The following is a 23714-nucleotide window of genomic DNA, read 5'->3' on the forward strand; positions in this document are numbered from 1 at the left end:
CTCGAGGACGCGAAGCGGTTCGCCGAGCTCGCGCTCTCGACGGACAGCGCCGCGCCCGCACGACCGACCTCGCCGACGAGGCGGAGGACGGCGGGGTGCCACGGGTCCTGGTACGCGGAGACGGTGCCGAGCATCCGGTCCGCCGCCAGGGTGTACTGGGTCAGGTCGTTGGTGCCGATGGACGCGAAGTCCGCGACTCCGAGGATCCGGTCCGCGAGCAGGGCCGAGGAGGGCACCTCGACCATGACGCCCGCGGTGCGGATGCCGAGCTCGCGGGCCATCGTGGTGAAGTAGCGGGTCTCGTCGACCGTCGCGACCATCGGCGCCATGACCCAGAGGTCGGCGTCGGTCGCGGCGTCGGCCTGCGCGAGGGCGGTGAGCTGGTCGCGGAGGATCTGCTCGCTGGCGCGCAGAGCGCGGAGCCCGCGGAGCCCCAGGGCCGGGTTCTCCTCGTGGTCGTCGTTGAGGAAGCTCAGCGGCTTGTCGGCGCCGGCGTCGAGGGCCCGGACGACGACCTTCTTCCCCGGGAACGCGGCGAGCAGTCGCGTGTACTGCTCCGCCTGCTCGGCGACGGTCGGCGCGGTCTTCGCGTCGAGGAAGAGGAACTCGGTGCGGAACAGGCCCACGCCCTCCGCTCCCAGCTCGACCGCGCCCTGCGCGCCGTCGGCCGAGCCGAGGTTCGCGAGCAGCGGCACGGCGTGGCCGTCGGCCAGGGCGCCGGGGACGACGGGAGCGGCGAGGCGCTCGGCACGCTCGGTGATCGCGGCCTTCGCCTCCGTGATCTCGACGTCCGAGGGGTTCACGGTCACGACGCCGGTGGTGGCGTCGAGGATCACGAGCTGGCCGTCGCGCAGGTCGAGGGCACCGGTGGTGCCGACGATCGCGGTGATCGACTTCTCGCGGGCGAGGATCGCGGTGTGCGAGGTCGGACCGCCGTCGCTGGTGACGAGGCCGAGGACCTTGTCGAGGTCCAGCAGCGCCGTGTCGGCCGGCGCGAGGTCGCGGGCGACCAGCACGAACGGCTCGTCCGACTCGGGCACGCCCGGCGCCGCGACGCCGCGCAGGTGCGCCACGACGCGCTGCGAGACGTCGTCGAGGTCCGTCGCGCGCTCGGCCATGTACCCGCCCATCGCGACCAGGAGGTCGCGGAACCCGGCGAAGGCCTCGTGCACGGCCCGCTCGGCCGTCTTGCCGTTCGCGATGCGCGCCTTGACGTCGTCGGCGAGCGACGGGTCCTCGGCCATCAGCGCCTGCGCGTCCAGGACGTCCTTCGCGGAGCCCCCGGCGCGCTCCCCGCGATGGCGGATCGTCGCGGCGGTCGCCGACAGCGACGACACTGCGCGCTCCTCCTCCTGCACGGGTGTGCGCGTGCTCGCCACGTCCTCGGGCTCGGGGAGCGGCTCGGGCATGCGCAGCACGGGGCCGAGGGCGAGCCCGCGGCCGACTCCGGTGCCCTGGAGCTTCGCGGAGGCGTAGGCGGTCGAAGGAGTGGACAGCGTCATGAGTGCTCGGTTCCTGTCGTGCTCTCGTCGGTGAGAGAGCGGGGGGTGATCGAGTGGGGGGCCGGCGGGAATCGCCCGCTTGGAGGAGAAGCGTCGGAGACCCGAGTCCGGAGAGGGCTGATGCGGCCCAGTGAGGGCCGCCGTCGCGTCCCGCGGTCGTCCGCGGCTACCGGCGCCGTGTGCGCCGGGGCTGCCGCCTTGCGCGACGCGATGCGTCGCGGGCGCCGTCGCGGTCTGCGGACCTAGGCGTCGTGATCCGTCGAGAGGAACGTCGCGAGCTCGTCGAGGACGGCCTGCTCGTTGTCGCCCTCGACGGTGAGGGTGAGGTCGTCGCCGTGCTCGATGCCGAGCGAGATGATGCCGAGGATCGACGCGGCGTTGACCGCGGTGGCGTCGCCCTTCTTGACGAGGACCTTCTGGCCCGACTTCGCCGCGGCCTGGCTGAAGAGCGAGGCGGGGCGGGCGTGGAGGCCCTTCGACGATGCGACCTGAACAGTGCGCTCGACCATGAACGTTTCTCCTTGGATCTGCAGCCGGGGCTGCGTCAGTGGTGGCCTGCTCCGGGCTCGGTGCCCGGTGCGGGTCGTCCGGAGGGATCCCCGTCCGCTCCTGCGACGACCGCGCGAGCGGCGAAGAGGACGGGCAGGGTGTCGAGCACGGTGTCGGCACCGTGCACTCCGAAGACGTCGTGCGGGAGGAGGGCGGCCGCGACTCCGACCGCCTCCGCCTGGTGGCGGAGTCCGTCGAACTGCGACTCGAGATGCGGCCCGACCAGGAGGACGTCGGCCTCCGGGAGGGAGTCCGCCAGACCGGAGAGGGTCTCGGAGCGGAACGAGGCGTCCACGCCCCGCTCCTTCGCACCCGCCCGCAGGCGGTGCGCCAGGAACGTGCTCGACGCCCCTGCACCGCAGACGATCAGGATCTTCCGCATACGATCGCCTCCTCGCGCCCGTGTCGTCCTTCAGTGAAGCATCCCTCCCGCGCGGGCGGGGCTGCCGCAGGCAATCTTCCGCGGGGCCGGAAGAGCGCTTCCACGCCGACGGCGCGGGGATTTCCCGGCCCGACTCCGAGATGGTTGACTGCGGGGACCGACGACTCGCCGACCTCGCGACGAGCGGGCCCGCGGCGGGGCGCACGCTCCCCGCGGGATCCCCCTTCGCGCCTGGAGCCCCCTGGATGCCTGACAACCGCGAACGCCTGCTGGAGTACCTCTCCCGCGCGGACGGGTGGGTGACCGCGCACGAGCTCGCCGATCGACTCGGAGTGACCACTCGGAGCGTGCGCAGCTACGTCACCGCGATCAAGACGCAGGCCGCACCGCTCGAACCCGTCGAGTCCTCCGCCAACGGCTACCGGCTGGCGCGCGACGCCTACGCCGCGTTCCTCGATGCCCAGCGCAGCCGCGACGTCGAACCGGACACCCCCCGCGACCGGCTGTACGGCCTCGTCCGCCGGCTGGTCGACTCCGACGACGGACTCGACGTCGTCGCCCTCGCCGAGGACCTCGCCGTGAGCGAGTCGACGGTGGAGGCGGACCTGCGGCGGGTGAAGTCCCTCGCCGACGAAGCGGGCCTCTCCCTCGCCCGCCGCGGCGCGACCGTGCGGCTCGAGGGCAGCGAGGAGGCGCGCCGCCGTCTGATCTCGCGCATGTTCCGGGACGAGAGCGCCCAGGGCGTCTTCACCCTCGACGACGTGCAGCGGGAGTTCGCCTCCCCCGGCCTGGGCGCGTTCAAGACCGAGCTGCTGGGCGCGCTCGAGGAGCGCGGCTACTACATCAACGACTACGGGGTGAACAGCGTCCTGCTGCACATCGCCATCGCCGTCGACCGCGTCTCGCGCGGCATCGGGGACTCGTCGACGCAGCACCCCTCCCCCGCCCTGCACGGCGAGCTCGCCGCACTGCTGGCCGAGCTGGTCGAGCGCCACTACGCGACGCGGCTCACGGACGCCGAGCTCGCCCAGCTCGCGATCCTGATGACCACCCGCGTCGCGACTCCGGGGCAGAACGAGCCGGTCGCCGCCGTCGTCGAGAACTACGTCGATCCCGAGGACCTCGCCGTCGTGCGGGCCCTGGTCGCCGAGGTGAACCGCGAGTACCTGGTGGACCTCGACGACGAGGGTTTCATCGTGCGCCTCGCCCTGCACGTCCGGAACCTCATCGCCCGGGCGACCGAGGGCGGCTACTCCCGCAATCCGCTCACCCGCTCCATCAAGACCAGCTTCCCGATGACGTACGAGATCGCGGTCTTCCTCGCCTCCGGACTGCAGCGCCGCCGCGGCATCCTCGTGAACGAGGACGAGATCGCGTACATCGCCCTGCACGTGGGCTCGTTCCTCGAGCGGGTCTCGCGCCGCGAGGAGCGGCTGTCCTGCGTCATCGTCTGCCCCAACTACTACGACCTCGCGCACATGCTGAGGCTCCGGGTCGAGCGCTCGCTGGGCACCGAGGTCGAGGTCCGCTCGCTGATCACCCGGAGCGACGTCGACTGGGACCGCCTGACCGCCGATCTGGTGATCACCACGATCGACGAGCGGCCGTACGCCGACGACGTGGTCGTCGTGCAGCCGTTCCTCACCGATCACGACGTCGACTCGGTGCGGCGAGCGATCGCCCGGGTCCGTCGGCACCGGCGCCGCGCGCAGATCAAGGACGAGCTGCTCCAGTTCTTCGACGAGTCGCTCTTCTTCCGCAATCTGCACGCGCGGGACGAGTCCGCCATGATCCGCCTCCTGGGCGAGCGGATGATCGCGCAGGGCATCATCGACGACGACTACGTCGCCGGTGCGATCGAGCGTGAGCGGATGAGCTCCACGGCCTTCACCGACAACCTCGCTGTGCCGCACGCGATGGCGATGAGCGCGCGGCGCACCTCGATCGCGATCGTGGTGAACGACGTGCCGATGGAGTGGGGCGAGCAGCGGGTGAACGTCATCGCGATGATCGCGTTCGCGTCGGCCGGCCGCAGCACCTTCCAGTCGGTCTTCGACCAGTTCGTCGAGGTCTTCTCGGAGCGCGCGGAGGTCCAGCGGCTGATCCGCCGCTCCACCGACTTCGGCGCCTTCATCGAAGAACTCGTACGGGTCTTCGACAGCTGAGTGCTGAGCCTCGTCGATACCGGGACGCGTCTCCCCCTGCTGATCGAGTAGCGCTCGCCGAGCGCGCCTGCTGATCGAGTAGCGCTCGCAGAGCGCGTATCGAGATCCACCGCTCCCGGCGGTCGGGTGCAGCGGATCGTCGGGCGGTCTCGATACGCCGCTGCGCGGCTACTCGACCACCGGGTGGTGCCCTGCTCGCACCGCCCTCACGCGATCGGCGCAGGCACGATCCCGTACGGTGCGAGCCCCGCCGCCCCGCCGTCGGCCAGCGTCGTCACCCAGATCCCGTCGCGGTGCACCGCGACCGAGTGCTCCCAGTGCGCGGACATGCTTCCGTCGACGGTCGCGACCGTCCACTCGTCCTCGCGCACGACGGTCTCGGCACTGCCGGCCGTCACCATCGGCTCGATCGCGACGACGAGCCCGGGCTTCACCTCGGGTCCGCGCTGGCGGACCCGGTAGTTGAAGACGGGCGGAGCCTCGTGCATCGAGCGGCCGATGCCGTGGCCGATGTAGTCGGTCAGGATCCCGTAGACGCGGCCCGACTTCTCGGCCTCGTCCTCGATGTACTCCTCGATCGCCGCGCCGACCTCGTTGAGGTGCCGGGCGGAGGCGAGGGCGGCGATGCCGCGCCAGAGCGAGCCCTCGGTCACGCGCGACAGCTCGGCGCGCGCCGCGACCTCCTCGGGGCGCGAGTCGTCCGGCAGCACGAGGGTCATCGCGGAGTCGCCGTTCCAGCCGTCGATCTCGGCGCCGCTGTCGATCGAGACGATGTCGCCGGCGGCGAGGACGCGCCCACCGGGGATGCCGTGCACGACCTCGTCGTTCACCGACGCGCACACCGTGTGCCGGTAGCCGGGCACCAGCTTGAAGTTCGAGTGCCCGCCGCGCTCGATGATCGCGGCCTCGGCGATCGCGTCCAGCTCGAGCGTGGTCACGCCCGGACGGATCGCGGCGCGCACGGCGTCGAGCGATGCGGCCGTCGCGAGCCCCGGGGCCAGCATCGACCGCAGCTGCGCGGGCGTCTTGTACAGGGAGGAGCGGAAGCCCACGGCGTCAGGCGGCCGACGGGTCGTCGACCAGCCGGCCGACCCGGTGGCCCTCGAGGGCCACGACGATCCGATCCGTGACCTCCTCGACGGGCCCGAGGCCGTCGACGACGACGACGAGGCCGCGGCGGGCGTAGACGTCGATGAGCGGAGCGGTCTGCTCCTCGTACAGCGCGAGCCGACGGCGGATGACGTCCTCGGTGTCGTCGCTGCGGCCCTGCTCGTGCGAGCGCTTCAGCAGTCGCGTGACGACCTCGTCGGTGTCGGCGGTCAGCTGCACGACGGCGTCGAGGCTGTTGCCGTCCGCCGCGAGGATGCGATCGAGCTCGTCGACCTGCTCCGTCGTGCGCGGGTAGCCGTCGAGGAGGAAGCCCGTCTTGACGTCCGCCTCCTGGAGGCGGTCGTGCACGATCGCGTTGGTGAGCTCGTCCGGCACGTAGCGGCCGGCGTCGAGGAACGCCTTGGCCTGCAGGCCCAGCTCGGTCTCGTTCGCCACGTTCATCCGGAAGATGTCGCCGGTCGAGACGGCCGGGACGCTCAGGATCTCGGAGAGACGCGAGGCCTGCGTGCCCTTGCCGGCGCCGGGAGGGCCGATCAGCAGGAGACGGAAGCCCACCACCGGGGTCGCGGTCATCGGAGGAGCCCTTCGTAGTGGCGCTGCTGCAGCTGCGAGTCGATCTGCTTCACGGTCTCCAGTCCGACTCCGACGATGATCAGGATGGACGTGCCGCCGAACGGGAAGTTCTGGTTGGCGCCGACCAGCGCGAGGGCGACCAGGGGCACCAGGGCGATCAGGCCGAGGTAGATCGATCCGGGGAGCGTGACGCGGGTGAGCACGTAGTTGAGGTACTCGGCGGTGGGGCGGCCCGCGCGGATGCCGGGGATGAAGCCGCCGTAGCGCTTCATGTTGTCGGCGACCTCGTCCGGGTTGAACGTGATGGCCACGTAGAAGTACGTGAAGCCGACGATCAGCAGGAAGTAGAGCGCCATGTAGAGCGGGTGGTCGCCCTGCGTGAGGTAGTTGGTGATCCAGGTCACCCAGGCGGGCGCCTCCTGGCCGGCCGCGGGCTGGTTGAACTGCGCGATCAGAGCGGGCAGGTACAGCAGCGACGACGCGAAGATGACGGGCACGACGCCGGCCATGTTCACCTTGATCGGGATGTAGGTGTTGTTGCCGCCGTACGTGCGGCGACCCACCATCCGCTTGGCGTACTGCACGGGGACGCGGCGCTGCGACTGCTCGACGAAGACCACGGCGACGACGAGCAGGAGGCCCACGCCCAGGACGAGGAGGAACGTCTCGAAGCCGCGCGACTGGGCGATCGACCAGAGGGAGGTGGGGAACTGCGCCGCGATCGAGGTGAAGATCAGGAGCGACATGCCGTTGCCGATGCCGCGCTCGGTGATGAGCTCGCCCATCCACATGATGATGCCGGTGCCGGCCGTCATGGTGATGACCATGAGCAGGATCGAGTACCAGGCGTCGGTCGTGATCAGCTGCGAGCACTCGGGCACGCCCGAGGATCCGAAGAGGGCGCCGGAGCGCGCGACCGTGATCAGGGTGGTGGACTGCAGGACGCCCAGCGCGATCGTGAGATAGCGCGTGTACTGCGTCAGCTTGCCCTGACCGGACTGACCCTCCTTGTAGAGGGTCTCGAAGTGAGGGATGACCACGCGCAGCAGCTGCACGATGATCGAGGCCGTGATGTACGGCATGATGCCGAGCGCGAAGATCGACAGCTGGAGCAGGGCTCCACCGCTGAAGAGGTTGACGAGCTCGTAGAGACCTGAGGTCCCCTGGTTGCCGGCGAGGCAGGCCTGCACGGCGCTGAAGTCGACGAACGGAGCAGGGATGAAGGATCCCAGCCGGAAGATCGCCACGATCGCGAGAGTGAAGCCGATCTTGCGGCGGAGGTCGGGGGTGCGGAAGATCCGCGCAACGGCGCCAAACACTACCTAAGGTCTCCTGCTCAGTTCTTGGTGCGGGATACAGGTCGAGCTTGCCACGCGCTCCCCGGAGGGAGTCGGCGTGACAAGCTCGACCGACAAGCTGCTGGTGCTACTTGATGGATCCGCCCGCGGCGACGATCTTCTGCTCAGCAGAGCTGGAGACCTTGTCGACCGCGACGTTCAGCTTAACCGCAATGTCCCCGTCACCGAGAACCTTGACCTTCTCGTTCTTGCGAACGGCACCCTTCGCGACGAGGTCGCTGATGGTGACGTCACCGCCCTGAGGGTAGAGGTCGGCGAGAGCCGAGAGGTTGACGACCTGGTACTCGACGCGGAACGGGTTCTTGAACCCGCGCAGCTTCGGGGTGCGCATGTGCAGAGGCATCTGCCCACCCTCGAAGCCGATGCGCACCGTGTAGCGGGCCTTGGTGCCCTTGGTGCCGCGACCTGCGGTCTTGCCCTTCGAGCCCTCACCGCGACCGACGCGGGTCTTGGCCTTCTTGGCACCCGTGGCCGGGCGGAGGTGGTGGACCTTGAGCACGTGCTCCTTGGTCGCCGGAGCGTCGGCCGAGGCCGCGCCCTTCGTGGACGTCTTCGCGGGAGTCGTCGACTCCGGCGCGACGGCCTGGTTCTTGTCAGCCATTAGTCAATCTCCTCGACCTTCACCAGGTGGGCGACGGTCTTCACGTATCCGCGGTTCTGAGAGTTGTCCTCGCGGACGACGCTCTGACCGATCTTCCTGAGACCGAGCGAGCGCAGCGTGTCGCGCTGGTACTGCTTCTCGCTGATCTTCGACTTGATCTGGGTCACCTTGAGCTGGGCCATCACTTGCCTGCCTTCGCGCTGGACGCGGCGGCGAGGGCATCGGCCTCGGCACGGACGAGACGGGCCGGAGCGACCTGGTCGAAGTCGAGACCACGACGGGCGGCAACGGCGCGCGGCTCCTCGAGCTGCTGAAGAGCCTCGACGGTCGCGTGGACGATGTTGATGGTGTTCGACGAGCCGAGCGACTTGCTCAGGACGTCGTGGATGCCGGCGCACTCGAGCACGGCGCGGACGGGACCACCGGCGATGACACCGGTACCGGCGGCGGCGGGGCGCAGGAGCACCACACCGGCCGCTGCCTCACCCTGGACGGGGTGCGGGATGGTCGAGCCGACGCGCGGGACGCGGAAGAAGTTCTTCTTCGCCTCCTCGACGCCCTTGGAGATGGCGGTCGGGACCTCGCGGGCCTTGCCGTAGCCGACGCCCACCAGTCCGTTGCCGTCGCCGACGACGACGAGCGCGGTGAAGCTGAAGCGACGACCGCCCTTGACGACCTTCGACACGCGGTTGATGGTCACGACGCGCTCGAGGAACTGGCTCTTCTCGGCGTCACGGCCACCGCGGTCGCGGCCACCCTGGTTGCGGTCACGGCCGCCGCGGCGGGGCTCGCGAGCCTCCTGCTGCGGCTGCGTGGACGCAGCGGTCTCGACGGGGGCCTCCGACACAGCGGCGACCTCGGGTTCCTTGTTCTCTGCGGCGCTCACAGGTTGAGCCCTGCCTCTCGTGCTCCATCGGCGATCGCGGCGACGCGACCGGCGTACTTGTTGCCTCCGCGGTCGAAGACGACCGCCTCGACACCGGCGTTCTTCGCGCGCTCGGCGACGAGCGCGCCGACCTTGCGGGCCTTGGCGGTCTTGTCACCCTCGAACACGCGCAGATCGGCCTCGAGCGTGGACGCCGACGCGAGGGTACGACCCTGGGCGTCGTCGACGATCTGCACGAAGACGTGGCGGGCCGAGCGGTTGACGACGAGGCGGGGGCGCTCGGCGGATCCGACGACCTTCTTGCGCAGGCGGTCGTGACGACGACCGCGAGCGGCGGACTTGCTCTTTCCTCTGGTTCCGAGACCCATGATTACTTACCGCTCTTTCCGGCCTTGCGGCGAACGACCTCGCCGGCGTAGCGCACGCCCTTGCCCTTGTAGGGCTCGGGCTTGCGGATCTTACGAATGTTGGCGGCCACCTCACCGACGGCCTGCTTCGAGATGCCGTGCACGGTGAGCTTGTTGTTGCCCTCGACCGTGAACGAGATGCCCGCAGGCGGGGTGACGACGACGGGGTGCGAGAAGCCGAGCGCGAACTCGATGTCCGAGCCCTTGGCGACGACGCGGTATCCGGTGCCGACGACCTCGAGGCCCTTGGAGTAGCCCTGCGTGACACCGATGATGTCGTTCGCGATGAGCGTCCGGGTGAGGCCGTGGAGCGAGCGCGACTCGCGCTCGTCATCGGGACGCGAGACCAGCACCTGGCTGTTCTCGACGGAGACCTGGATGGGGCTGGCGACCGGGACGGTCAGCTCGCCCTTGGGGCCCTTGACGGTCACGACGGATCCGGCGACGGAGACGTCGACGCCCGCCGGGATCTCGATGGGGAGTCTTCCAATACGCGACATGAGGGGTTACCACACGTAGGCGAGGACTTCCCCACCCACGCCCTTCTTCTCGGCCTGGCGGTCGGTCAGCAGACCGCTCGAGGTGGACAGGATTGCGACGCCGAGGCCGCCGAGCACGGTGGGGATCTCGGAGGACTTCGCGTAGACGCGCAGTCCCGGCTTCGAGACCCGCTTGATGCCGGCGATCGAGCGCTCGCGGTTCGGGCCGTACTTGAGGGAGATGGAGAGCGTCGTGCCGACGCGCGCCTCCTCGACCTTCCAGTCGGCGATGTAGCCCTCGCGCTGGAGGATCTCGGCGATGTTCGCCTTGAGCTTCGAGCCCGGAAGGGTGATGGAGTCGTGGTGCGCGGAGTTCGCGTTACGGATTCTGGTCAGCAGATCTGCGACCGGATCAGTCATGGTCATGGCTGATGGTGCCTTTCTCGCCTGGTTTCGGCACCCTTTACAAGAGTGACGACCTGTGGTGTGGGACGGCGTCGACGACGTCGACGCCCATGCGGCCGCGCGAGCGCAGGCCAACGAGCCATGGTACATGGCCGAGGGCCGGCGGTCGAGGGCCGGTTCTCACCGCGACTCCCGGAGGAGTGCGGCTCCGTCCTTGCACGCGGACGTGCAACGAGGTCGGGGGGCGGTTCTCACCACCCCCCGACCTCGGAGGTTCTCGCTACGCGTTGTCCGCCGACTTGAACGGGAACCCGAGCTGCTTGAGCAGCGCGCGACCCTCGTCGTCGGTCTTCGCGGTGGTCACGACGGTCACATCGAAGCCGCGGACGCGGTCGATGCGGTCCTGGTCGATCTCGTGGAAGATCGACTGCTCCGTGATGCCGAAGGTGTAGTTGCCGTGGCCGTCGAACTGGCGGTCCGACAGACCGCGGAAGTCGCGGATGCGCGGCAGCGCCACCGTGACGAGGCGGTCCAGGAACTCCCAGGCGCGGTCGCCCCGGAGGGTGACGTGAGCGCCGATGGCCTGGCCCTCGCGCAGCTTGAACTGCGCGATGGACTTGCGGGCCTTGGTGACCTGGGGCTTCTGGCCGGTGATGGCCGTGAGGTCCTTGATCGCGCCGTCGATGATCTTGCCGTCGCGAGCAGCCTCGCCGACGCCGGTGTTCACGACCACCTTGACCAGGCCGGGGACCTGGTGGATGTTGCCGAACCCGAACTGCTCCTTGAGCGCCGGGACGATGTCGGCCTGGTACTTGGCCTTGAGCCGCGGCTGAACCTTCGCAGCCTGTGCGGTGGTGTCAGTCATCAGAGTTCCTCACCCGACGCCTTCGCGTAGCGAACGCGAACGGTCTTCGTCACGCCGTCCTTGGTGACGGACACGTTGCGGTGCCCCACCCGGGTCGGCTTCTTGGTCTTCGGGTCGACGAGCGCGATGTTCGAGATGTGGATCGAGGCCTCGACGGTCTCGATTCCACCCTCCTTCGAGCCGCGCTGCGACTGGCCGACGCGGGTGTGCTTCTTGACGAAGTTCACGCCCTCGACGACGACACGGTTCTTCTCGACCAGGACCTCGAGAACCTTGCCCTGCTTGCCGCGGTCTCCGCCGCGGGCCTGGGTAGCGCCCGAGATGACCTGGACGAGGTCACCCTTCTTGATCTTGGCCATGACTAGATAACCTCCGGTGCCAGCGAGACGATCTTCATGAACTTCTTGTCGCGGAGCTCGCGACCGACCGGTCCGAAGATGCGGGTGCCGCGGGGGTCCCCGTCGTTCTTGAGGATGACGGCGGCGTTCTCGTCGAACTTGATGTACGAGCCGTCGGGACGACGGGTCTGCTTGACGGTGCGGACGATGACCGCCTTGACGACGTCGCCCTTCTTGACGTTGCCACCGGGGATCGCGTCCTTGACGGTGGCGACGATGATGTCACCGAGTCCGGCGTACCGGCGGCCGGAGCCGCCGAGCACGCGGATGGTGAGGAGTTCCTTGGCGCCGGTGTTGTCGGCGACCTTCACTCGGGATTCTTGCTGAAGCATGTCTCTCTCCTGCTAACTCAAGTAGGCCGCGGCCTACTTGGCCTTCTCGAGGATCTCGACCAGGCGCCAGCGCTTCGTGGCGCTGAGGGGACGGGTCTCGCTGATGACGACGAGGTCGCCGATGCCCGCGGAGTTCAGCTCGTCGTGAACCTTCACCTTGGACGTGCGGCGGATGACCTTGCCGTAGAGCGGGTGCTTCACGCGGTCCTCGACCTCGACGACGATGGTCTTGTCCATCTTGTCGCTGGTGACGTATCCGCGGCGGGTCTTGCGGTATCCGCGAGTGCCCGCCTCCTTGACGTCGTGGGCGGCCGACTCGTGGCCGGCGGTCTCATTGGCCGTTGCCATTACTTGGCCTCCTCATTCGACTCGGTCGCCGCGACCTCGGCCTTGGCGGCCTTCTTGGTGGTCTTCGGCTTCTTCTCCGCCTTGGCCGGGGCCTCGACGGGTGCGGGGGTCGCGCGGATGCCCAGCTCGCGCTCACGGATGACCGTGTAGATGCGGGCGATGTCGCGCTTGACCGCACGCAGGCGGCCGTTGGTGTCGAGCTGTCCGGTGGCCGACTGGAAGCGGAGGTTGAACAGCTCCTCCTTGGCCTTCTTCAGCTCGGTGACGAGACGCTCGTCCTCGAAGGTGTCGAGCTCGGCGGGGGCGAGCTCCTTGGATCCGATCGCCATTACGCGTCTCCCTCCTCGCGCTTGATGATGCGTGCCTTCAGGGGCAGCTTGTGGATGGCACGAGTCATAGCTTCGCGAGCGAGCTTCTCCTCGACGCCGGCGACCTCGAAGAGGACCCGACCCGGCTTGACGTTGGCGACCCACCACTCGGGCGAGCCCTTGCCGGAGCCCATGCGGGTCTCGGCGGGCTTCTTGGTCAGCGGGCGGTCGGGGTAGATGTTGATCCACACCTTTCCACCGCGCTTGATGTGACGCGTCATGGCGATACGAGCGGACTCGATCTGACGGTTGGTCACGTAGGCCGGCGTGAGCGCCTGGATACCGAAGTCACCGAACGACACCTTGGTGCCACCGGTGGCCTGGCCCGAACGGCCGGGGTGGTGCTGCTTGCGGTGCTTGACTCGACGGGGAATCAACATGGTTATGCCTCAACTCCTGCTGCGACGGGCGCCTCGCCCTGCTGGCGGGGGGCGCGACGCGGACGGTCGCTGCGCTCGGGGCGCGACGACTTGCTGTTCGCCTGCTCCCGCGCGAGCTCCTTGTTCGTGATGTCGCCCTTGTAGATCCAGACCTTCACGCCGATGCGGCCGAAGGTGGTCTTGGCCTCGTAGAAGCCGTAGTCGATGTTCGCGCGGAGGGTGTGCAGCGGCACACGGCCTTCGCGGTAGAACTCCGAGCGGCTCATCTCGGCGCCGCCGAGGCGGCCGGAGACCTGGATGCGGACGCCCTTGGCGCCGGCGCGCTGCGCGCCCTGCAGACCCTTGCGCATCGCGCGGCGGAAGGCCACGCGGGCGGAGAGCTGCTCGGCGATGCCCTGCGCGACGAGCTGGGCCTCGGCCTCGGGGTTCTTGACCTCGAGGATGTTGAGCTGGATCTGCTTGCCGGTGAGCTTCTCGAGGTCGGCGCGGATGCGCTCGGCCTCGGCGCCGCGACGACCGATCACGATGCCCGGGCGGGCGGTGTGGATGTCGACGCGGACGCGGTCACGGGTGCGCTCGATCTCGATGCGAGCGACGCCCGCACGGTCGAGCTGCGTGGCGAGCAGGCGACGGATCTTGACGTCCTCGGCGAGGTAGTCGCTGTACCGCTGGCCCTTCTTGGTGCTGTCGGAGAACCAGCGCGACACGTGGTCGGTGGTGATTCCCAGACGGAAACCGTAGGGGTTTACTTTCTGACCCATTACTTGGTCCCCTCCTCAGGAGTGGCCAGCACGACGGTGATGTGGCTGGTGCGCTTGTTGATGCGGAAGGCACGACCCTGAGCACGGGGCTGGAATCGCTTGAGGGTGGTTCCCTCATCGACGAAGGCGCGGGACACGAACAGGTCCTGGTCGTCGAGGTACTCGTTCGAGGCATCGGCCTTGACACGAGCGTTGGCCATCGCCGAGGCGACGAGCTTGTACACGGGCTCGGACGCGCCCTGGGGCGCGAACTTCAGGATGGCCAGTGCCTCCTGAGCCTGCTTCCCGCGGATCAGGTTCACGACACGGCGAGCCTTCTGGGGGGTGACGCGGATGTGTCGCACGCGTGCGATCGACTCCACCATTTCTCTCCTCCTTCTCGTCGCCGCTTAGCGGCGACGGCCCTTCTTGTCGTCCTTCTCGTGACCGCGGAAGGTCCGAGTGGGGGCGAACTCGCCGAGCTTGTGGCCGACCATGGTCTCGGTCACGAACACGGGGATGTGCTTGCGACCGTCGTGGACCGCGATGGTGTGACCCAGCATCGCCGGGATGATCATCGAACGGCGCGACCAGGTCTTGATGACGTTCTTGTTGCCGGCTTCGTTGGCCGTGAACACCTTGCGGAGCAGGTGGTCGTCAACGAAGGGGCCCTTCTTGAGACTGCGAGGCATCTTCTACAACTCCTACTTGCGCTTCTTACCGGCGGTGCGGCGGCGGACGATGAGCTTGTCGCTCTCCTTGTTGGGGCGACGGGTGCGTCCCTCGGACTGTCCCCAGGGGCTGACCGGGTGGCGTCCACCGGAGGTCTTGCCCTCTCCACCACCGTGCGGGTGGTCGACCGGGTTCATCGCGACACCGCGGACGGTCGGGCGGACGCCCTTCCAGCGCATGCGGCCGGCCTTGCCCCAGTTGATGTTCGACTGCTCGGCGTTGCCGACCTCGCCGATCGTGGCGCGGCAGCGCGCATCGACGTTGCGGATCTCGCCCGACGGCAGGCGGAGCTGCGCGTAGGGGCCGTCCTTGGCGACGAGGCGGACCGAGGTGCCGGCCGAGCGGGCGAGCTTCGCTCCCCCACCGGGCTTGATCTCGATGGCGTGGATGACCGTACCGGTCGGGATGTTGCGCAGCGGCAGGTTGTTGCCGGGCTTGATGTCGGCGCCGGCGCCGGACTCCACGATGTCGCCCTGCGAGAGCTTGTTCGGGGCCAGGATGTAGCGCTTGGTGCCGTCCACGAAGTGGAGCAGCGCGATGCGCGCCGTGCGGTTGGGGTCGTACTCGATGTGAGCGACCTTGGCGTTGACGCCGTCCTTGTCGTTGCGACGGAAGTCGATCAGACGGTACTGGCGCTTGTGGCCACCACCGATGTGACGCGTCGTGATGCGGCCGGAGTTGTTGCGGCCACCGGTCTTGGACAGCGGGCGAAGGAGCGACTTCTCGGGCGTCGAGCGGGTGATCTCGGCGAAGTCGGCAACGCTGGAGCCGCGGCGACCAGGGGTCGTGGGCTTGTACTTACGAATAGCCATTGTCTGTTTCCTCTACGCTTCTTCGGCTCAGCCGACGTTCGTGAAGATGTCGATGGAGCCGGACTTCAGCGTCACGATCGCGCGCTTGGTGTCCTTGCGCTTGCCGGTGCCGAACTTGGTCCGACGGGTCTTGCCCTGGCGGTTCAGCGTGTTGATCGACGCGACCTCGACTCCGAAGATCTTCTCGATGGCGAGCTTGATCTCGGTCTTGTTCGAGCGGGGGTCCACCACGAAGGTGTACTTGCCCTGGTCGATCAGGCCGTAGGACTTCTCCGAGACCACCGGGGAGATGATCACGTCGCGGGGGTCCTTGTTGAACGCGGCGGACTGGCTCATGCGTTCACCTCTTCCTTCTTGGACTCGACGCCGGTCTTGAGGGCGACGAAGCCCTCGAGAGCAGCCTGCGAGAAGACGATGTCGTCCGAGACGAGCACGTCGTACGCGTTGAGCTGGTCGAACGGCAGGATGTGCACGAACGGCACGTTGCGGAGGGAGAGCTCGGCGATGAAGTCGTCGCGCTCGAGGACCACGAGGACGTTCCGCGACACCGAGAGGGCGTCGAGGAGGACGAGGACGTCCTTGGTCTTCGGGGTCTCGCCCAGGGCGAGGGTCTCGACCGCGTGGATGCGGCCGCCGCGGGCGCGGTCGGAGAGAGCGCCGAGCAGAGCAGCGGCGATCATCTTCTTGGGGGTGCGCTGCGCGTAGCTGCGGGGGGTCGGTCCGTGGACGACGCCACCACCGGTCATGTGCGGGGCGCGGATCGAGCCCTGACGAGCGCGACCGGTTCCCTTCTGCTTGAACGGCTTGCGGCCGGCTCCGGAGACCTCGCCACGGTTCTTCGTCTTGTGGGTTCCCTGGCGCGCCGCGGCGAGCTGGGCCACGACGACCTGGTGGATGAGGGGGATGTTGGTCTGGACGTCGAACAGCTCGGCGGGGAGCTCGAACGAGCTCGCCTTCTGGCCCTTGACGTCGACGATGTCGATAGAGGTAGCCATGGAACTACGCTCCCTTCACGGCGTTGCGAACGAACACGAGGCGACCGCGCGCACCGGGGACGGCGCCCTTGACGAGCAGCAGGCCCTTCTCGGCGTCGACGGAGTGCACCTTGAGGTTGAGCACGGTGACGCGCTCGCCACCCATGCGACCGGCCATGCGCATGCCCTTGAAGACACGGCTGGGGGTCGAGGAGGCTCCGATGGAGCCGGGCTTGCGGTGGTTGCGGTGCGAACCGTGCGAAGCCGAGACGCCCTTGAAGTTGTGACGCTTCATGACACCGGCGAAGCCCTTGCCCTTGCTGGTGCCGACGACGTCGACCTTGGTGCCGGCCTCGAAGACGGCGTCGACGGTCAGCTCCTGGCCGGCCGAGTACTCGGCGGCGTCGGCGGTGCGGACCTCGGTGAGGTGGCGGCGGGGGGTGACTCCCGCGGCGTCGAAGTGACCGGCGGCGGGCTTGCTCACCTTGCGCGGGTCGATCGCGCCGGCGGCGATCTGGACGGCCGAGTAGCCGTCCTTCGCCTCGGTGCGGATCTGGGTCACGACGTTGGGGCTGATCTCGATGACGGTGACCGGGACGAGCTTGTTGTCGGCGTCCCACACCTGGGTCATGCCGAGCTTCGTGCCGAGGAGGCCCTTGGAGGTCTTGGTGGCGACAGACATGTGTTACCCCTCCCCTTAGAGCTTGATCTCGATGTTGACGTCGGCCGGGAGGTCGAGGCGCATCAGCGAGTCGACGGCCTTGGGCGTCGGGTCGATGATGTCGATGAGGCGCTTGTGGGTGCGCATCTCGAAGTGCTCGCGGCTGTCCTTGTACTTGTGGGGAGAACGGATCACGCAGACCACGTTCTTCTCGGTCGGAAGCGGCACCGGGCCGACGACCGTGGCTCCGGCACGGGTGACCGTGTCGACGATCTTGCGCGCCGACGTGTCGATGACCTCGTGGTCGTACGACTTCAGTCGGATGCGGATCTTCTGTCCCGCCATGTGTGATCTCTCACTCTCTTGTTATTGCGTCGTACGCGACGGGCCTGTGGGCCTCGCCTCGCATTGGACGCGCTCGCGAAGGAACTCCGGCGAACCGGGAGTGCACCGATGTTCTTCTGTCAAAAGCGCCGCACTCGTGGGCGCTCCGATCGGCGTGCAGAACGCACGACGCACGGAGAGCCCGGTGAGATGTCGGTTGTTGTCGTTCTGCTACCCGCCGCCTCGATGTCGCACCGGCTGGGCCGCCCTCTCGGGTCGAGCCTCAGCGATGCCGTCTCGGCACTGCCTGGCAGTGTTCCACCGGCCGCAGCACGCTGCGTCGGCGAAAATTTTGAACTAGAAGAGTCTCCCACAGATGAGCCACCCGTGCAACCCGGGCGTGTCGCGCATCGGGGCCCTCCGCTCCCCCGGGATTCCGGGGCGGCCGGTCACTCGTAGAGGAGGGCTCGGAGGGTCGTCTCGGCCGAGTTCGGACGGCTGGGATCGATGGTCTCGCCGGCGCGGTAGTGGTCCAGCACCCGCGGATCGACGTAGCTCGCCCGCGCCACCGTGGGGGTGTTGCCGAGGACCTCGGAGGCGTCGCGCATGGCCTGCGCGATCGCCGCGGTGCGCGCCCGCTGCGTCGGCTGCGGTCCGGTCCGCGCCAGGCTCAGCGCGGCCGCCACCGTCCCGTGCAGAGTGCGGAAGTCCTTCGCCGTGAAGTCGTCGCCCGCCTTCTCGCGCACGTAGTCGTTGATCTCCGGCGCCGAGAGCGGACGCCACTCGCGGCCGTCCTTCCAGGCGAGCAGCCGGGCGTTCGGACCGCGGCGCTTGAGGGAGCGGACGACGCTCGAGAGGTCCCTGTCCAGGATCTCGCTCGTCCAGGCCTGGTGGCTCTTGCCCGGGAACGCGAGAGCGACGCGGTCGCCGTGCGTGGTGGCGTGGGAGCAGAGGAGCGTCGAGAGGCCGATGCTCCCGTGCTCCTTCGCGTAGCGCTCGCTGCCGACGCGGAGAGAGCCGGTGTCGAGCATCCGGAACGCCGTCGCGAGGGCGCGCTCCCGGCTGTACCCCTCGCGGCGCAGGTCCAGCGTCACGGCCCGGCGCGCACTCGGGAGGGACTCCGCGAGGCGGAGGGCCCGGTCGAACTTGATCCGGTCCTTCTGCTCGCGCCAGGTCGGGTGGTAGATGTACTGCCGGCGTCCGGCCGCGTCCACGCCCATCGCCTGGATGTGCCCGTTGGGATACGGGGCGATCCAGACGTCCTTCCAGGCCGGCGGGATGCCGAGGGCGTCGAACCGCGCCCGCAGTTCGGGGTCGGTGACCGTGACGCCCTTGGGGTCGCGGTAGCTGAAGCCGGAGCCGGCACGGACCCGGGTGTATCCGCGACTGCTCGAGTCGGTCCTGCGGAGTCTCTGCGCGCGCGTCTCAGCCATCGGCACGACCCTAGGACGGGGGCACCTCGCTCGGCACCCGCTTGACGGGAGGATGCCGAGCGGGCCAGGGACGGCCTACTCGTTGCCGAGGCGCTTGTCGGCCTGGCGCTTGAGGTCCTCGATGCGGTCGTCGTACTTGCCCTTGGTGAGGCGGCTCGCGATGTCGCTCGTCTTCTCGAGCACCTGGTCCGAGACGCGCTCGGCCTTCTCGCTGCGGAGCGCCTCCTGGGCCTTCTGGCTCTGCAGCAGCTCCGCTGCCTGACGTCCGAGCTTCCCGAGATCCACCATGACTTCTCCTTGATCGACGCGCGGTGTTCCGCGCGCGCCCAGTGTGGCGTCCCGTCCTGGACGAACGGTGGGGCGCTGCAGCGCGAGGACCCGGGCCGCCGCGTCGGCGAGCGCGCGCCCGTACGAGGGTCCGTGGCCCGCGGCGTGCACGGCCAGCGGGTGCAGCTGGTGCAGCGGGACCCTCGCCTCCCAGCCGTCGGCGAGCGGATGCGCGTCGTCGTAGCCGGCGAGGATCGCGTCGAGGTGGGGCGCACCGAAGAGCGCGAGCATGGCGAGGTCGGTCTCGCGGTGCCCTCCGTGGGCGGCGGGATCGATCAGGACGGCCCCCGAGGCGGACCACAGGACGTTGCCCGTCCACAGGTCGCCGTGCAGTCGTGCCGGCGGCTCGTCGTCGTCGAACTCCCCCGCGGCGATGCGCTCGAGTGCGCGCTCCACCGTCGCCGCGTCCGCTCCGCGGAGGTTCCCGGCCTCCACCGCGGTCGCGAGGAACGGGCGGACCCTCTGCTCCGCGTAGAAGAGGCCCCAGGACTCCTCGGAGGCGCAGGGCATCGGCCGGCGGCCGATCCAGGCGGGGCCGTCCCAGCCCTCGGGTGCGGCGCCGAAGGCGGCGGCTCCGAGAGCGTGCGTCGCTGCGAGCGCACGGCCGAACTCGGCGGCAGCGGCGGCGTCCGGACGCACCGGGTCGACGGTCGCGAGCTCGATCCGACCGGACGACACCGAGAGGACCTCGACGCATCGTGCGCCGCCGCGCGCCTCCGCCTCGCTCAGCCACCGCAGTCCGGCGGCCTCCCACTCGAAGAACCGCGGCGCTGCGGACGGATCGCTCTTGACGAAGGCCATGCGCTCCACGCTAACGGGCGAGCCGACCCGCGCTGCGGAGGATCGACCGCGGGGAACGCGAGAGGGGCCGTCCGCACGACGCGGACGACCCCTCTCGAGAGATCAGCAGGAAGAACCTACTTGACGATCTTGGTGACCGTTCCGGCACCCACGGTGCGTCCACCCTCGCGGATGGCGAAGCCGAGGCCCTCCTCCATGGCGATCGGCTGGATCAGCGCGACCGTCATGTCGGTGGTGTCGCCGGGCATGACCATCTCGGTGCCCTCGGGCAGCGTGATGACGCCGGTGACGTCGGTGGTGCGGAAGTAGAACTGCGGGCGGTAGTTCGCGTAGAACGGGTTGTGACGCCCACCCTCATCCTTGGACAGGATGTACGCGGTGCCCTCGAAGTCGGTGTGCGGCGTGACCGAACCCGGCTTGACGACGACCTGGCCGCGCTCGACGTCCTCGCGCTTGGTGCCGCGGAGGAGCAGACCGCAGTTCTCGCCGGCCCAGGCCTCGTCGAGCTGCTTGTGGAACATCTCGATTCCGGTGACCGTGGTCTTCTGCGTCGGGCGGATGCCGACGATCTCGACCTCGGAGTTCAGAGCGAGGGTTCCACGCTCCGCACGGCCGGTGACGACGGTTCCACGACCGGTGATCGTGAAGACGTCCTCGATCGGCATGAGGAACGGCTTGTCCTTGTCGCGGATCGGGTCCGGGATGGACTCGTCGACGGCGTCCATCAGGTCGATGATCGACTGGGTCCAGGCCTCGTCGCCCTCGAGGGCCTTGAGACCGGAGACGCGGACGACCGGAGCGTCGTCGCCGGGGAAGCCCTGCGACGAGAGCAGCTCGCGGACCTCGAGCTCGACGAGCTCCAGGATCTCCTCGTCGTCCACCATGTCGGCCTTGTTCAGGGCGACCAGGAGGTAGGGGACGCCGACCTGCTTGGCGAGGAGGACGTGCTCGCGGGTCTGAGCCATGGGGCCGTCGGTGGCGGCGACCACGAGGATCGCGCCGTCCATCTGCGCCGCGCCGGTGATCATGTTCTTGATGTAGTCGGCGTGACCCGGGGCGTCGACGTGCGCGTAGTGGCGCTTCGGCGTCTCGTACTCGACGTGCGAGATGTTGATCGTGATGCCGCGCTGGCGCTCCTCGGGAGCGGAGTCGATCGACGCGAAGTCGCGCTGAACGTTGGTCGCGGACGGGAACTTGTCAGCGAGAACCTTGGAGATCGCCGCGGTCAGCGTGGTCTTTCCGTGGTCGACGTGACCGATGGTTCCGATGTTGACGTGCGGCTTGGTCCGCTCGAACTTGGCCTTAGCCACTGTGGGTCCTCCTCAGGACTTAGGTGCAAGCATCCGCATCCGACGCCGCACGGGGCGGCACGAGGACATGAGGGCTTGCGGGGGTTTTGTGTACTTATGTTACCGGCAGAGGTCGTGCGGGTTTCCACGCGCGTAAGCGGCAGCAAACCCGCACGACACTACCAGTCCCCCGCCGTCCGGTCGAGCGGCGGGGGACCGGGGCGGTGCTACTCGCCCTTGTTCTTCTGGACGATCTCCTCGGCGACGGCCTTGGGGACCTCGCTGTAGGTCTCGAACGTCATCGAGTAGACGGCACGGCCCGAGGTCTTCGAGCGCAGGTCGCCGATGTAGCCGAACATCTCGGACAGCGGCACGTTCGCGCGGATGACCTTGATGCCGGTGGCGTCCTCCATCGACTGGATCATGCCGCGACGGGAGTTCAGGTCGCCGATGACGTCGCCCATGTACTCCTCGGGAGTGCGGACCTCGACGGCCATCAGCGGCTCGAGGAGGACGGGCTGCGCCTTGCGCGAGGCCTCCTTGAACGCGATCGAGCCGGCGATCTTGAACGCCATCTCGGAGGAGTCGACGTCGTGCGCCGCTCCGTCGACCAGGGTCGCCTTCACGCCGACCATCGGGTAGCCGGCGAGGACGCCGACCTGCATGGCGTCGCGGATGCCCGCGTCGACCGAGGGGATGTACTCGCGGGGGACGCGTCCACCGGAGACGCCGTTGACGAACTCGTAGGTCTTGTCGGCCTCGACCTCCATCGGCTCGATGGTGATCTGGACCTTCGCGAACTGACCCGATCCACCCGTCTGCTTCTTGTGGGTGTAGTCGTACTTCTCGACGGTGCGGCGGATCGTCTCGCGGTAGGCCACCTGCGGCTTGCCGACGTTGGCCTCGACGTTGAACTCGCGCTTCATGCGGTCCACCAGGATGTCGAGGTGCAGCTCGCCCATTCCCTTGATGACCGTCTGACCGGTCTCCTGGTTCTGCTCGGTGCGGAAGGTGGGGTCCTCCTCCGCGAGCTTCTGGATCGCGGTGCCGAGCTTCTCCTGGTCGGCCTTCGTCTTGGGCTCGATGGCGACCTCGATGACGGGCTCCGGGAAGGTCATCGACTCGAGGACGACCTGGGCCTGCGGGTCGCTCAGGGTGTCACCGGTGGTGGTGTCCTTGAGGCCGATGACCGCGTAGATGTGGCCGGCGGTGACCGAGTCGACCGGGTTCTCCTTGTTGGAGTGCATCTGGAAGATCTTGCCGATGCGCTCCTTCTTGCCCTTGGTCGAGTTGATGACCTGGGCGCCGGAGTCGAGCTTGCCCGAGTACACGCGGACGTAGGTCAGGCGACCGAAGAACGGGTGCACCGCGACCTTGAACGCGAGCGCCGAGAAGGGCTCGGTCGAGTCGGCGTGGCGCATGATGACCTTCTCCTCGTCGCGGACGTCGTGGGCCTCGATGGCCGGGACGTCGAGCGGGGAGGGGAGGTAGTCGACGACCGCGTCGAGCATCGGCTGGACGCCGCGGTTCTTGAACGCGGAGCCGCAGAGCACGGGGTAGATCTCGGAGTTGACGGTCAGCTTGCGGATCGCGGCCTTGATCTCGGCCACGGTCAGCTCCTCGCCGCCGAAGTACTTCTCGAGCAGCTCGTCCGAGGTCTCGGCGACGGTCTCGAGCAGCTTCTGGCGGTACTCGGCGGCCTTGTCGGCGAGGTCCGCAGGGATCTCCTCGATCTCGTACTTCGCACCGAGCTGGACGTCTCCCTTGGAGTCGCCGCGCCACGTGAGCGCGCGCATCTCGACCAGGTCGATGACGCCCTCGAACGAGGACTCCGCGCCGATCGGCAGCTGGATGACCAGCGGCTTCGCGCCGAGGCGGTTGATGATCGTGTCGACCGTGTAGTAGAAGTCGGCGCCCAGCTTGTCCATCTTGTTGACGAAGCAGATGCGCGGGACGTCGTACTTGTCGGCCTGGCGCCAGACGGTCTCGGACTGGGGCTCGACGCCCTCCTTGCCGTCGAACACCGCGACGGCGCCGTCGAGGACGCGGAGCGAACGCTCCACCTCGACGGTGAAGTCGACGTGACCGGGGGTGTCGATGATGTTGATCTGGTTCTTGTTCCAGAAGCACGTCGTCGCGGCCGACGTGATCGTGATGCCGCGCTCCTGCTCCTGCGCCATCCAGTCCATCGTGGCGGCGCCGTCGTGCACCTCACCGATCTTGTGCGTGATACCCGTGTAGAACAGGATGCGCTCGGTCGTGGTGGTCTTGCCGGCATCGATGTGGGCCATGATGCCGATGTTGCGGACCTTGTTCAGGTCGGTGAGCACATCTTGTGCCACGGAGTTCCTCCGATTGGTGATGGAGCCAGCGCAACGGGCTCATGGCCGATCGGCTGGGGTTCTGGTGGGACTGTCGCCCGACCGCGGGGATCGGGGATCGGCCGCCGGGCCGGGCCCGCAGCACTGACGCTGCGGGCCCGGGGGTCGCGGTCGCTCGGGAGCGGCCGCGGG

At 68.6% G+C, this 23714-nt stretch carries 31 protein-coding genes and 1 pseudogene; 1 reads left to right on the forward strand and 31 read right to left on the reverse strand.

Translation table 11 applies throughout. The annotated features are described in order from the left end of the window. From ptsP to NB037_RS04525, 3 genes are all read right to left on the reverse strand, one after another. Nucleotides 1–1502: phosphoenolpyruvate--protein phosphotransferase (gene ptsP, locus NB037_RS04515; RefSeq protein WP_251944127.1), on the reverse strand; the 1502-nt coding region annotated here is incomplete at its 3' end. A 242-nt stretch (nucleotides 1503–1744) separates the two neighbouring features. Continuing rightward, nucleotides 1745–2011, reverse strand: a complete 267-nt coding sequence (locus NB037_RS04520; RefSeq protein ID WP_251944128.1) for an HPr family phosphocarrier protein — start codon at nucleotides 2009–2011, stop codon at nucleotides 1745–1747. 35 nt (nucleotides 2012–2046) lie between these two features. Beyond that, complete coding sequence (locus tag NB037_RS04525) at nucleotides 2047–2433, reverse strand: PTS sugar transporter subunit IIB (RefSeq protein ID WP_251944129.1); 387 nt, start codon at nucleotides 2431–2433, stop codon at nucleotides 2047–2049. A 245-nt stretch (nucleotides 2434–2678) separates the two neighbouring features. On the opposite strand from NB037_RS04525, the gene NB037_RS04530 reads away from it, so the two are divergent. Beyond that, the gene (locus NB037_RS04530; protein WP_251944130.1) at nucleotides 2679–4598 is read left to right on the forward strand and encodes a BglG family transcription antiterminator; all 1920 of its coding nucleotides are present in this window, start codon (nucleotides 2679–2681) and stop codon (nucleotides 4596–4598) included. Nucleotides 4599–4804: 206 nt separating this feature from the next. On the opposite strand, the gene map is transcribed toward NB037_RS04530, so the two are convergent. The 28 genes and pseudogenes from map to fusA form a co-directional block, all read right to left on the reverse strand. Further along, complete coding sequence (map, locus tag NB037_RS04535; RefSeq protein WP_251944131.1) at nucleotides 4805–5650, reverse strand: type I methionyl aminopeptidase; 846 nt, start codon at nucleotides 5648–5650, stop codon at nucleotides 4805–4807. 4 nt (nucleotides 5651–5654) lie between these two features. Beyond that, a complete protein-coding gene (locus NB037_RS04540; RefSeq protein ID WP_251944132.1) occupies nucleotides 5655–6281 on the reverse strand; it encodes an adenylate kinase in 627 nt (208 codons plus the stop codon). After that, nucleotides 6278–7600 carry a preprotein translocase subunit SecY gene (secY, locus tag NB037_RS04545; protein WP_207403172.1) on the reverse strand — a complete coding sequence of 441 codons (1323 nt, stop codon included), beginning with the start codon at nucleotides 7598–7600 and terminating at the stop codon, nucleotides 6278–6280. The genes NB037_RS04540 and secY overlap by 4 nt, the downstream gene beginning before the upstream one ends. Nucleotides 7601–7706: 106 nt before the next feature. Beyond that, entirely contained in the window at nucleotides 7707–8240 is a 534-nt protein-coding gene (gene rplO, locus NB037_RS04550; protein ID WP_251944133.1) for a 50S ribosomal protein L15, read from the reverse strand. After that, entirely contained in the window at nucleotides 8240–8422 is a 183-nt protein-coding gene (gene rpmD / locus NB037_RS04555) for a 50S ribosomal protein L30 (RefSeq protein ID WP_077221985.1), read from the reverse strand. Before rpmD ends, rplO begins: the two co-directional genes overlap by 1 nt. After that, on the reverse strand, nucleotides 8422–9126 hold the full coding sequence (gene rpsE / locus NB037_RS04560; RefSeq protein WP_055787117.1) for a 30S ribosomal protein S5: 705 nt from the start codon (nucleotides 9124–9126) through the stop codon (nucleotides 8422–8424). The genes rpmD and rpsE overlap by 1 nt, the downstream gene beginning before the upstream one ends. Continuing rightward, nucleotides 9123–9494 (reverse strand): 50S ribosomal protein L18, encoded by a 372-nt coding sequence (gene rplR / locus NB037_RS04565; protein WP_207403174.1) that lies wholly within the window; start codon nucleotides 9492–9494, stop codon nucleotides 9123–9125. Before rplR ends, rpsE begins: the two co-directional genes overlap by 4 nt. A gap of 2 nt (nucleotides 9495–9496) precedes the next feature. Further along, entirely contained in the window at nucleotides 9497–10033 is a 537-nt protein-coding gene (gene rplF / locus NB037_RS04570) for a 50S ribosomal protein L6 (protein ID WP_055787111.1), read from the reverse strand. 6 nt (nucleotides 10034–10039) lie between these two features. Further along, nucleotides 10040–10438: a 30S ribosomal protein S8 gene (rpsH, locus tag NB037_RS04575; RefSeq protein ID WP_207403175.1), complete on the reverse strand. Its 399-nt coding sequence runs from the start codon at nucleotides 10436–10438 to the stop codon at nucleotides 10040–10042. A gap of 259 nt (nucleotides 10439–10697) precedes the next feature. Next, nucleotides 10698–11282: a 50S ribosomal protein L5 gene (gene rplE, locus NB037_RS04580; RefSeq protein ID WP_207403176.1), complete on the reverse strand. Its 585-nt coding sequence runs from the start codon at nucleotides 11280–11282 to the stop codon at nucleotides 10698–10700. Beyond that, entirely contained in the window at nucleotides 11282–11641 is a 360-nt protein-coding gene (gene rplX, locus NB037_RS04585; protein ID WP_207403177.1) for a 50S ribosomal protein L24, read from the reverse strand. Before rplX ends, rplE begins: the two co-directional genes overlap by 1 nt. A 2-nt stretch (nucleotides 11642–11643) precedes the next feature. After that, nucleotides 11644–12012: a 50S ribosomal protein L14 gene (rplN, locus tag NB037_RS04590; RefSeq protein ID WP_055787095.1), complete on the reverse strand. Its 369-nt coding sequence runs from the start codon at nucleotides 12010–12012 to the stop codon at nucleotides 11644–11646. Nucleotides 12013–12045: 33 nt separating this feature from the next. Further along, entirely contained in the window at nucleotides 12046–12360 is a 315-nt protein-coding gene (rpsQ, locus tag NB037_RS04595) for a 30S ribosomal protein S17 (protein WP_207403178.1), read from the reverse strand. Continuing rightward, on the reverse strand, nucleotides 12360–12689 hold the full coding sequence (gene rpmC / locus NB037_RS04600) for a 50S ribosomal protein L29 (RefSeq protein WP_055787089.1): 330 nt from the start codon (nucleotides 12687–12689) through the stop codon (nucleotides 12360–12362). Before rpmC ends, rpsQ begins: the two co-directional genes overlap by 1 nt. Further along, the gene (gene rplP / locus NB037_RS04605; protein ID WP_055787085.1) at nucleotides 12689–13108 is read right to left on the reverse strand and encodes a 50S ribosomal protein L16; all 420 of its coding nucleotides are present in this window, start codon (nucleotides 13106–13108) and stop codon (nucleotides 12689–12691) included. The genes rpmC and rplP overlap by 1 nt, the downstream gene beginning before the upstream one ends. A gap of 2 nt (nucleotides 13109–13110) precedes the next feature. Continuing rightward, the gene (gene rpsC, locus NB037_RS04610; RefSeq protein ID WP_055787081.1) at nucleotides 13111–13869 is read right to left on the reverse strand and encodes a 30S ribosomal protein S3; all 759 of its coding nucleotides are present in this window, start codon (nucleotides 13867–13869) and stop codon (nucleotides 13111–13113) included. Beyond that, on the reverse strand, nucleotides 13869–14234 hold the full coding sequence (gene rplV, locus NB037_RS04615; protein ID WP_082480979.1) for a 50S ribosomal protein L22: 366 nt from the start codon (nucleotides 14232–14234) through the stop codon (nucleotides 13869–13871). Before rplV ends, rpsC begins: the two co-directional genes overlap by 1 nt. A gap of 24 nt (nucleotides 14235–14258) precedes the next feature. Then, a complete protein-coding gene (rpsS, locus tag NB037_RS04620) occupies nucleotides 14259–14540 on the reverse strand; it encodes a 30S ribosomal protein S19 (protein ID WP_055787078.1) in 282 nt (93 codons plus the stop codon). Nucleotides 14541–14552: 12 nt separating this feature from the next. Continuing rightward, nucleotides 14553–15392, reverse strand: a complete 840-nt coding sequence (gene rplB, locus NB037_RS04625) for a 50S ribosomal protein L2 (RefSeq protein ID WP_055787074.1) — start codon at nucleotides 15390–15392, stop codon at nucleotides 14553–14555. A 27-nt stretch (nucleotides 15393–15419) separates the two neighbouring features. Continuing rightward, complete coding sequence (gene rplW, locus NB037_RS04630) at nucleotides 15420–15728, reverse strand: 50S ribosomal protein L23 (RefSeq protein ID WP_055787071.1); 309 nt, start codon at nucleotides 15726–15728, stop codon at nucleotides 15420–15422. Continuing rightward, nucleotides 15725–16387, reverse strand: coding sequence for a 50S ribosomal protein L4 (rplD, locus tag NB037_RS04635; protein ID WP_251944134.1), 663 nt, complete (start codon nucleotides 16385–16387; stop codon nucleotides 15725–15727). The genes rplW and rplD overlap by 4 nt, the downstream gene beginning before the upstream one ends. A 4-nt stretch (nucleotides 16388–16391) precedes the next feature. Further along, complete coding sequence (gene rplC, locus NB037_RS04640; protein ID WP_207403180.1) at nucleotides 16392–17048, reverse strand: 50S ribosomal protein L3; 657 nt, start codon at nucleotides 17046–17048, stop codon at nucleotides 16392–16394. A 15-nt stretch (nucleotides 17049–17063) separates the two neighbouring features. After that, nucleotides 17064–17372, reverse strand: a complete 309-nt coding sequence (gene rpsJ, locus NB037_RS04645; RefSeq protein ID WP_005050520.1) for a 30S ribosomal protein S10 — start codon at nucleotides 17370–17372, stop codon at nucleotides 17064–17066. Between the two features lie 428 nt (nucleotides 17373–17800). Next, nucleotides 17801–18784, reverse strand: a complete 984-nt coding sequence (locus NB037_RS04650; RefSeq protein ID WP_251944135.1) for a DNA topoisomerase IB — start codon at nucleotides 18782–18784, stop codon at nucleotides 17801–17803. Nucleotides 18785–18859: 75 nt separating this feature from the next. Then, nucleotides 18860–19072 carry an Rv0909 family putative TA system antitoxin gene (locus tag NB037_RS20000; protein ID WP_372490700.1) on the reverse strand — a complete coding sequence of 71 codons (213 nt, stop codon included), beginning with the start codon at nucleotides 19070–19072 and terminating at the stop codon, nucleotides 18860–18862. A gap of 78 nt (nucleotides 19073–19150) precedes the next feature. Further along, nucleotides 19151–19912, reverse strand: a pseudogene (locus tag NB037_RS04655) (fructosamine kinase family protein); the annotation flags it as partial. A gap of 116 nt (nucleotides 19913–20028) precedes the next feature. Beyond that, the gene (tuf, locus tag NB037_RS04660) at nucleotides 20029–21222 is read right to left on the reverse strand and encodes an elongation factor Tu (protein WP_055787051.1); all 1194 of its coding nucleotides are present in this window, start codon (nucleotides 21220–21222) and stop codon (nucleotides 20029–20031) included. 206 nt (nucleotides 21223–21428) lie between these two features. After that, entirely contained in the window at nucleotides 21429–23543 is a 2115-nt protein-coding gene (fusA, locus tag NB037_RS04665; protein WP_308202047.1) for an elongation factor G, read from the reverse strand. Nucleotides 23544–23714 lie beyond the last annotated feature (171 nt).

This window comes from Rathayibacter rubneri, from assembly GCF_023743255.1.
GTDB lineage: Bacteria > Actinomycetota > Actinomycetes > Actinomycetales > Microbacteriaceae > Rathayibacter > Rathayibacter rubneri.

Excerpts from the sequence above, each read along its gene's own strand:
- NB037_RS04520 (WP_251944128.1), bottom strand. The coding sequence starts at position 2,011 with ATGGTCGAGCGCACTGTTCAGGTCGCATCGTCGAAGGGCCTCCACGCC.
- NB037_RS04525 (WP_251944129.1), bottom strand. The coding sequence starts at position 2,433 with ATGCGGAAGATCCTGATCGTCTGCGGTGCAGGGGCGTCGAGCACGTTC.
- NB037_RS04530 (WP_251944130.1), top strand. The coding sequence starts at position 2,679 with ATGCCTGACAACCGCGAACGCCTGCTGGAGTACCTCTCCCGCGCGGAC.
- NB037_RS04540 (WP_251944132.1), bottom strand. The coding sequence starts at position 6,281 with ATGACCGCGACCCCGGTGGTGGGCTTCCGTCTCCTGCTGATCGGCCCT.
- rplO (WP_251944133.1), bottom strand. The coding sequence starts at position 8,240 with ATGGCTGACAAGAACCAGGCCGTCGCGCCGGAGTCGACGACTCCCGCG.
- rpmD (WP_077221985.1), bottom strand. The coding sequence starts at position 8,422 with ATGGCCCAGCTCAAGGTGACCCAGATCAAGTCGAAGATCAGCGAGAAG.
- rplR (WP_207403174.1), bottom strand. The coding sequence starts at position 9,494 with ATGGGTCTCGGAACCAGAGGAAAGAGCAAGTCCGCCGCTCGCGGTCGT.
- rplF (WP_055787111.1), bottom strand. The coding sequence starts at position 10,033 with ATGTCGCGTATTGGAAGACTCCCCATCGAGATCCCGGCGGGCGTCGAC.
- rpsH (WP_207403175.1), bottom strand. The coding sequence starts at position 10,438 with ATGACCATGACTGATCCGGTCGCAGATCTGCTGACCAGAATCCGTAAC.
- rplE (WP_207403176.1), bottom strand. The coding sequence starts at position 11,282 with ATGACTGACACCACCGCACAGGCTGCGAAGGTTCAGCCGCGGCTCAAG.
- rplX (WP_207403177.1), bottom strand. The coding sequence starts at position 11,641 with ATGGCCAAGATCAAGAAGGGTGACCTCGTCCAGGTCATCTCGGGCGCT.
- rplN (WP_055787095.1), bottom strand. The coding sequence starts at position 12,012 with ATGCTTCAGCAAGAATCCCGAGTGAAGGTCGCCGACAACACCGGCGCC.
- rpsQ (WP_207403178.1), bottom strand. The coding sequence starts at position 12,360 with ATGGCAACGGCCAATGAGACCGCCGGCCACGAGTCGGCCGCCCACGAC.
- rpmC (WP_055787089.1), bottom strand. The coding sequence starts at position 12,689 with ATGGCGATCGGATCCAAGGAGCTCGCCCCCGCCGAGCTCGACACCTTC.
- rplP (WP_055787085.1), bottom strand. The coding sequence starts at position 13,108 with ATGTTGATTCCCCGTCGAGTCAAGCACCGCAAGCAGCACCACCCCGGC.
- rpsC (WP_055787081.1), bottom strand. The coding sequence starts at position 13,869 with ATGGGTCAGAAAGTAAACCCCTACGGTTTCCGTCTGGGAATCACCACC.
- rplV (WP_082480979.1), bottom strand. The coding sequence starts at position 14,234 with ATGGTGGAGTCGATCGCACGCGTGCGACACATCCGCGTCACCCCCCAG.
- rpsS (WP_055787078.1), bottom strand. The coding sequence starts at position 14,540 with ATGCCTCGCAGTCTCAAGAAGGGCCCCTTCGTTGACGACCACCTGCTC.
- rplB (WP_055787074.1), bottom strand. The coding sequence starts at position 15,392 with ATGGCTATTCGTAAGTACAAGCCCACGACCCCTGGTCGCCGCGGCTCC.
- rplW (WP_055787071.1), bottom strand. The coding sequence starts at position 15,728 with ATGAGCCAGTCCGCCGCGTTCAACAAGGACCCCCGCGACGTGATCATC.
- rplD (WP_251944134.1), bottom strand. The coding sequence starts at position 16,387 with ATGGCTACCTCTATCGACATCGTCGACGTCAAGGGCCAGAAGGCGAGC.
- rplC (WP_207403180.1), bottom strand. The coding sequence starts at position 17,048 with ATGTCTGTCGCCACCAAGACCTCCAAGGGCCTCCTCGGCACGAAGCTC.
- rpsJ (WP_005050520.1), bottom strand. The coding sequence starts at position 17,372 with ATGGCGGGACAGAAGATCCGCATCCGACTGAAGTCGTACGACCACGAG.
- NB037_RS04650 (WP_251944135.1), bottom strand. The coding sequence starts at position 18,784 with ATGGCTGAGACGCGCGCGCAGAGACTCCGCAGGACCGACTCGAGCAGT.
- NB037_RS20000 (WP_372490700.1), bottom strand. The coding sequence starts at position 19,072 with ATGGTGGATCTCGGGAAGCTCGGACGTCAGGCAGCGGAGCTGCTGCAG.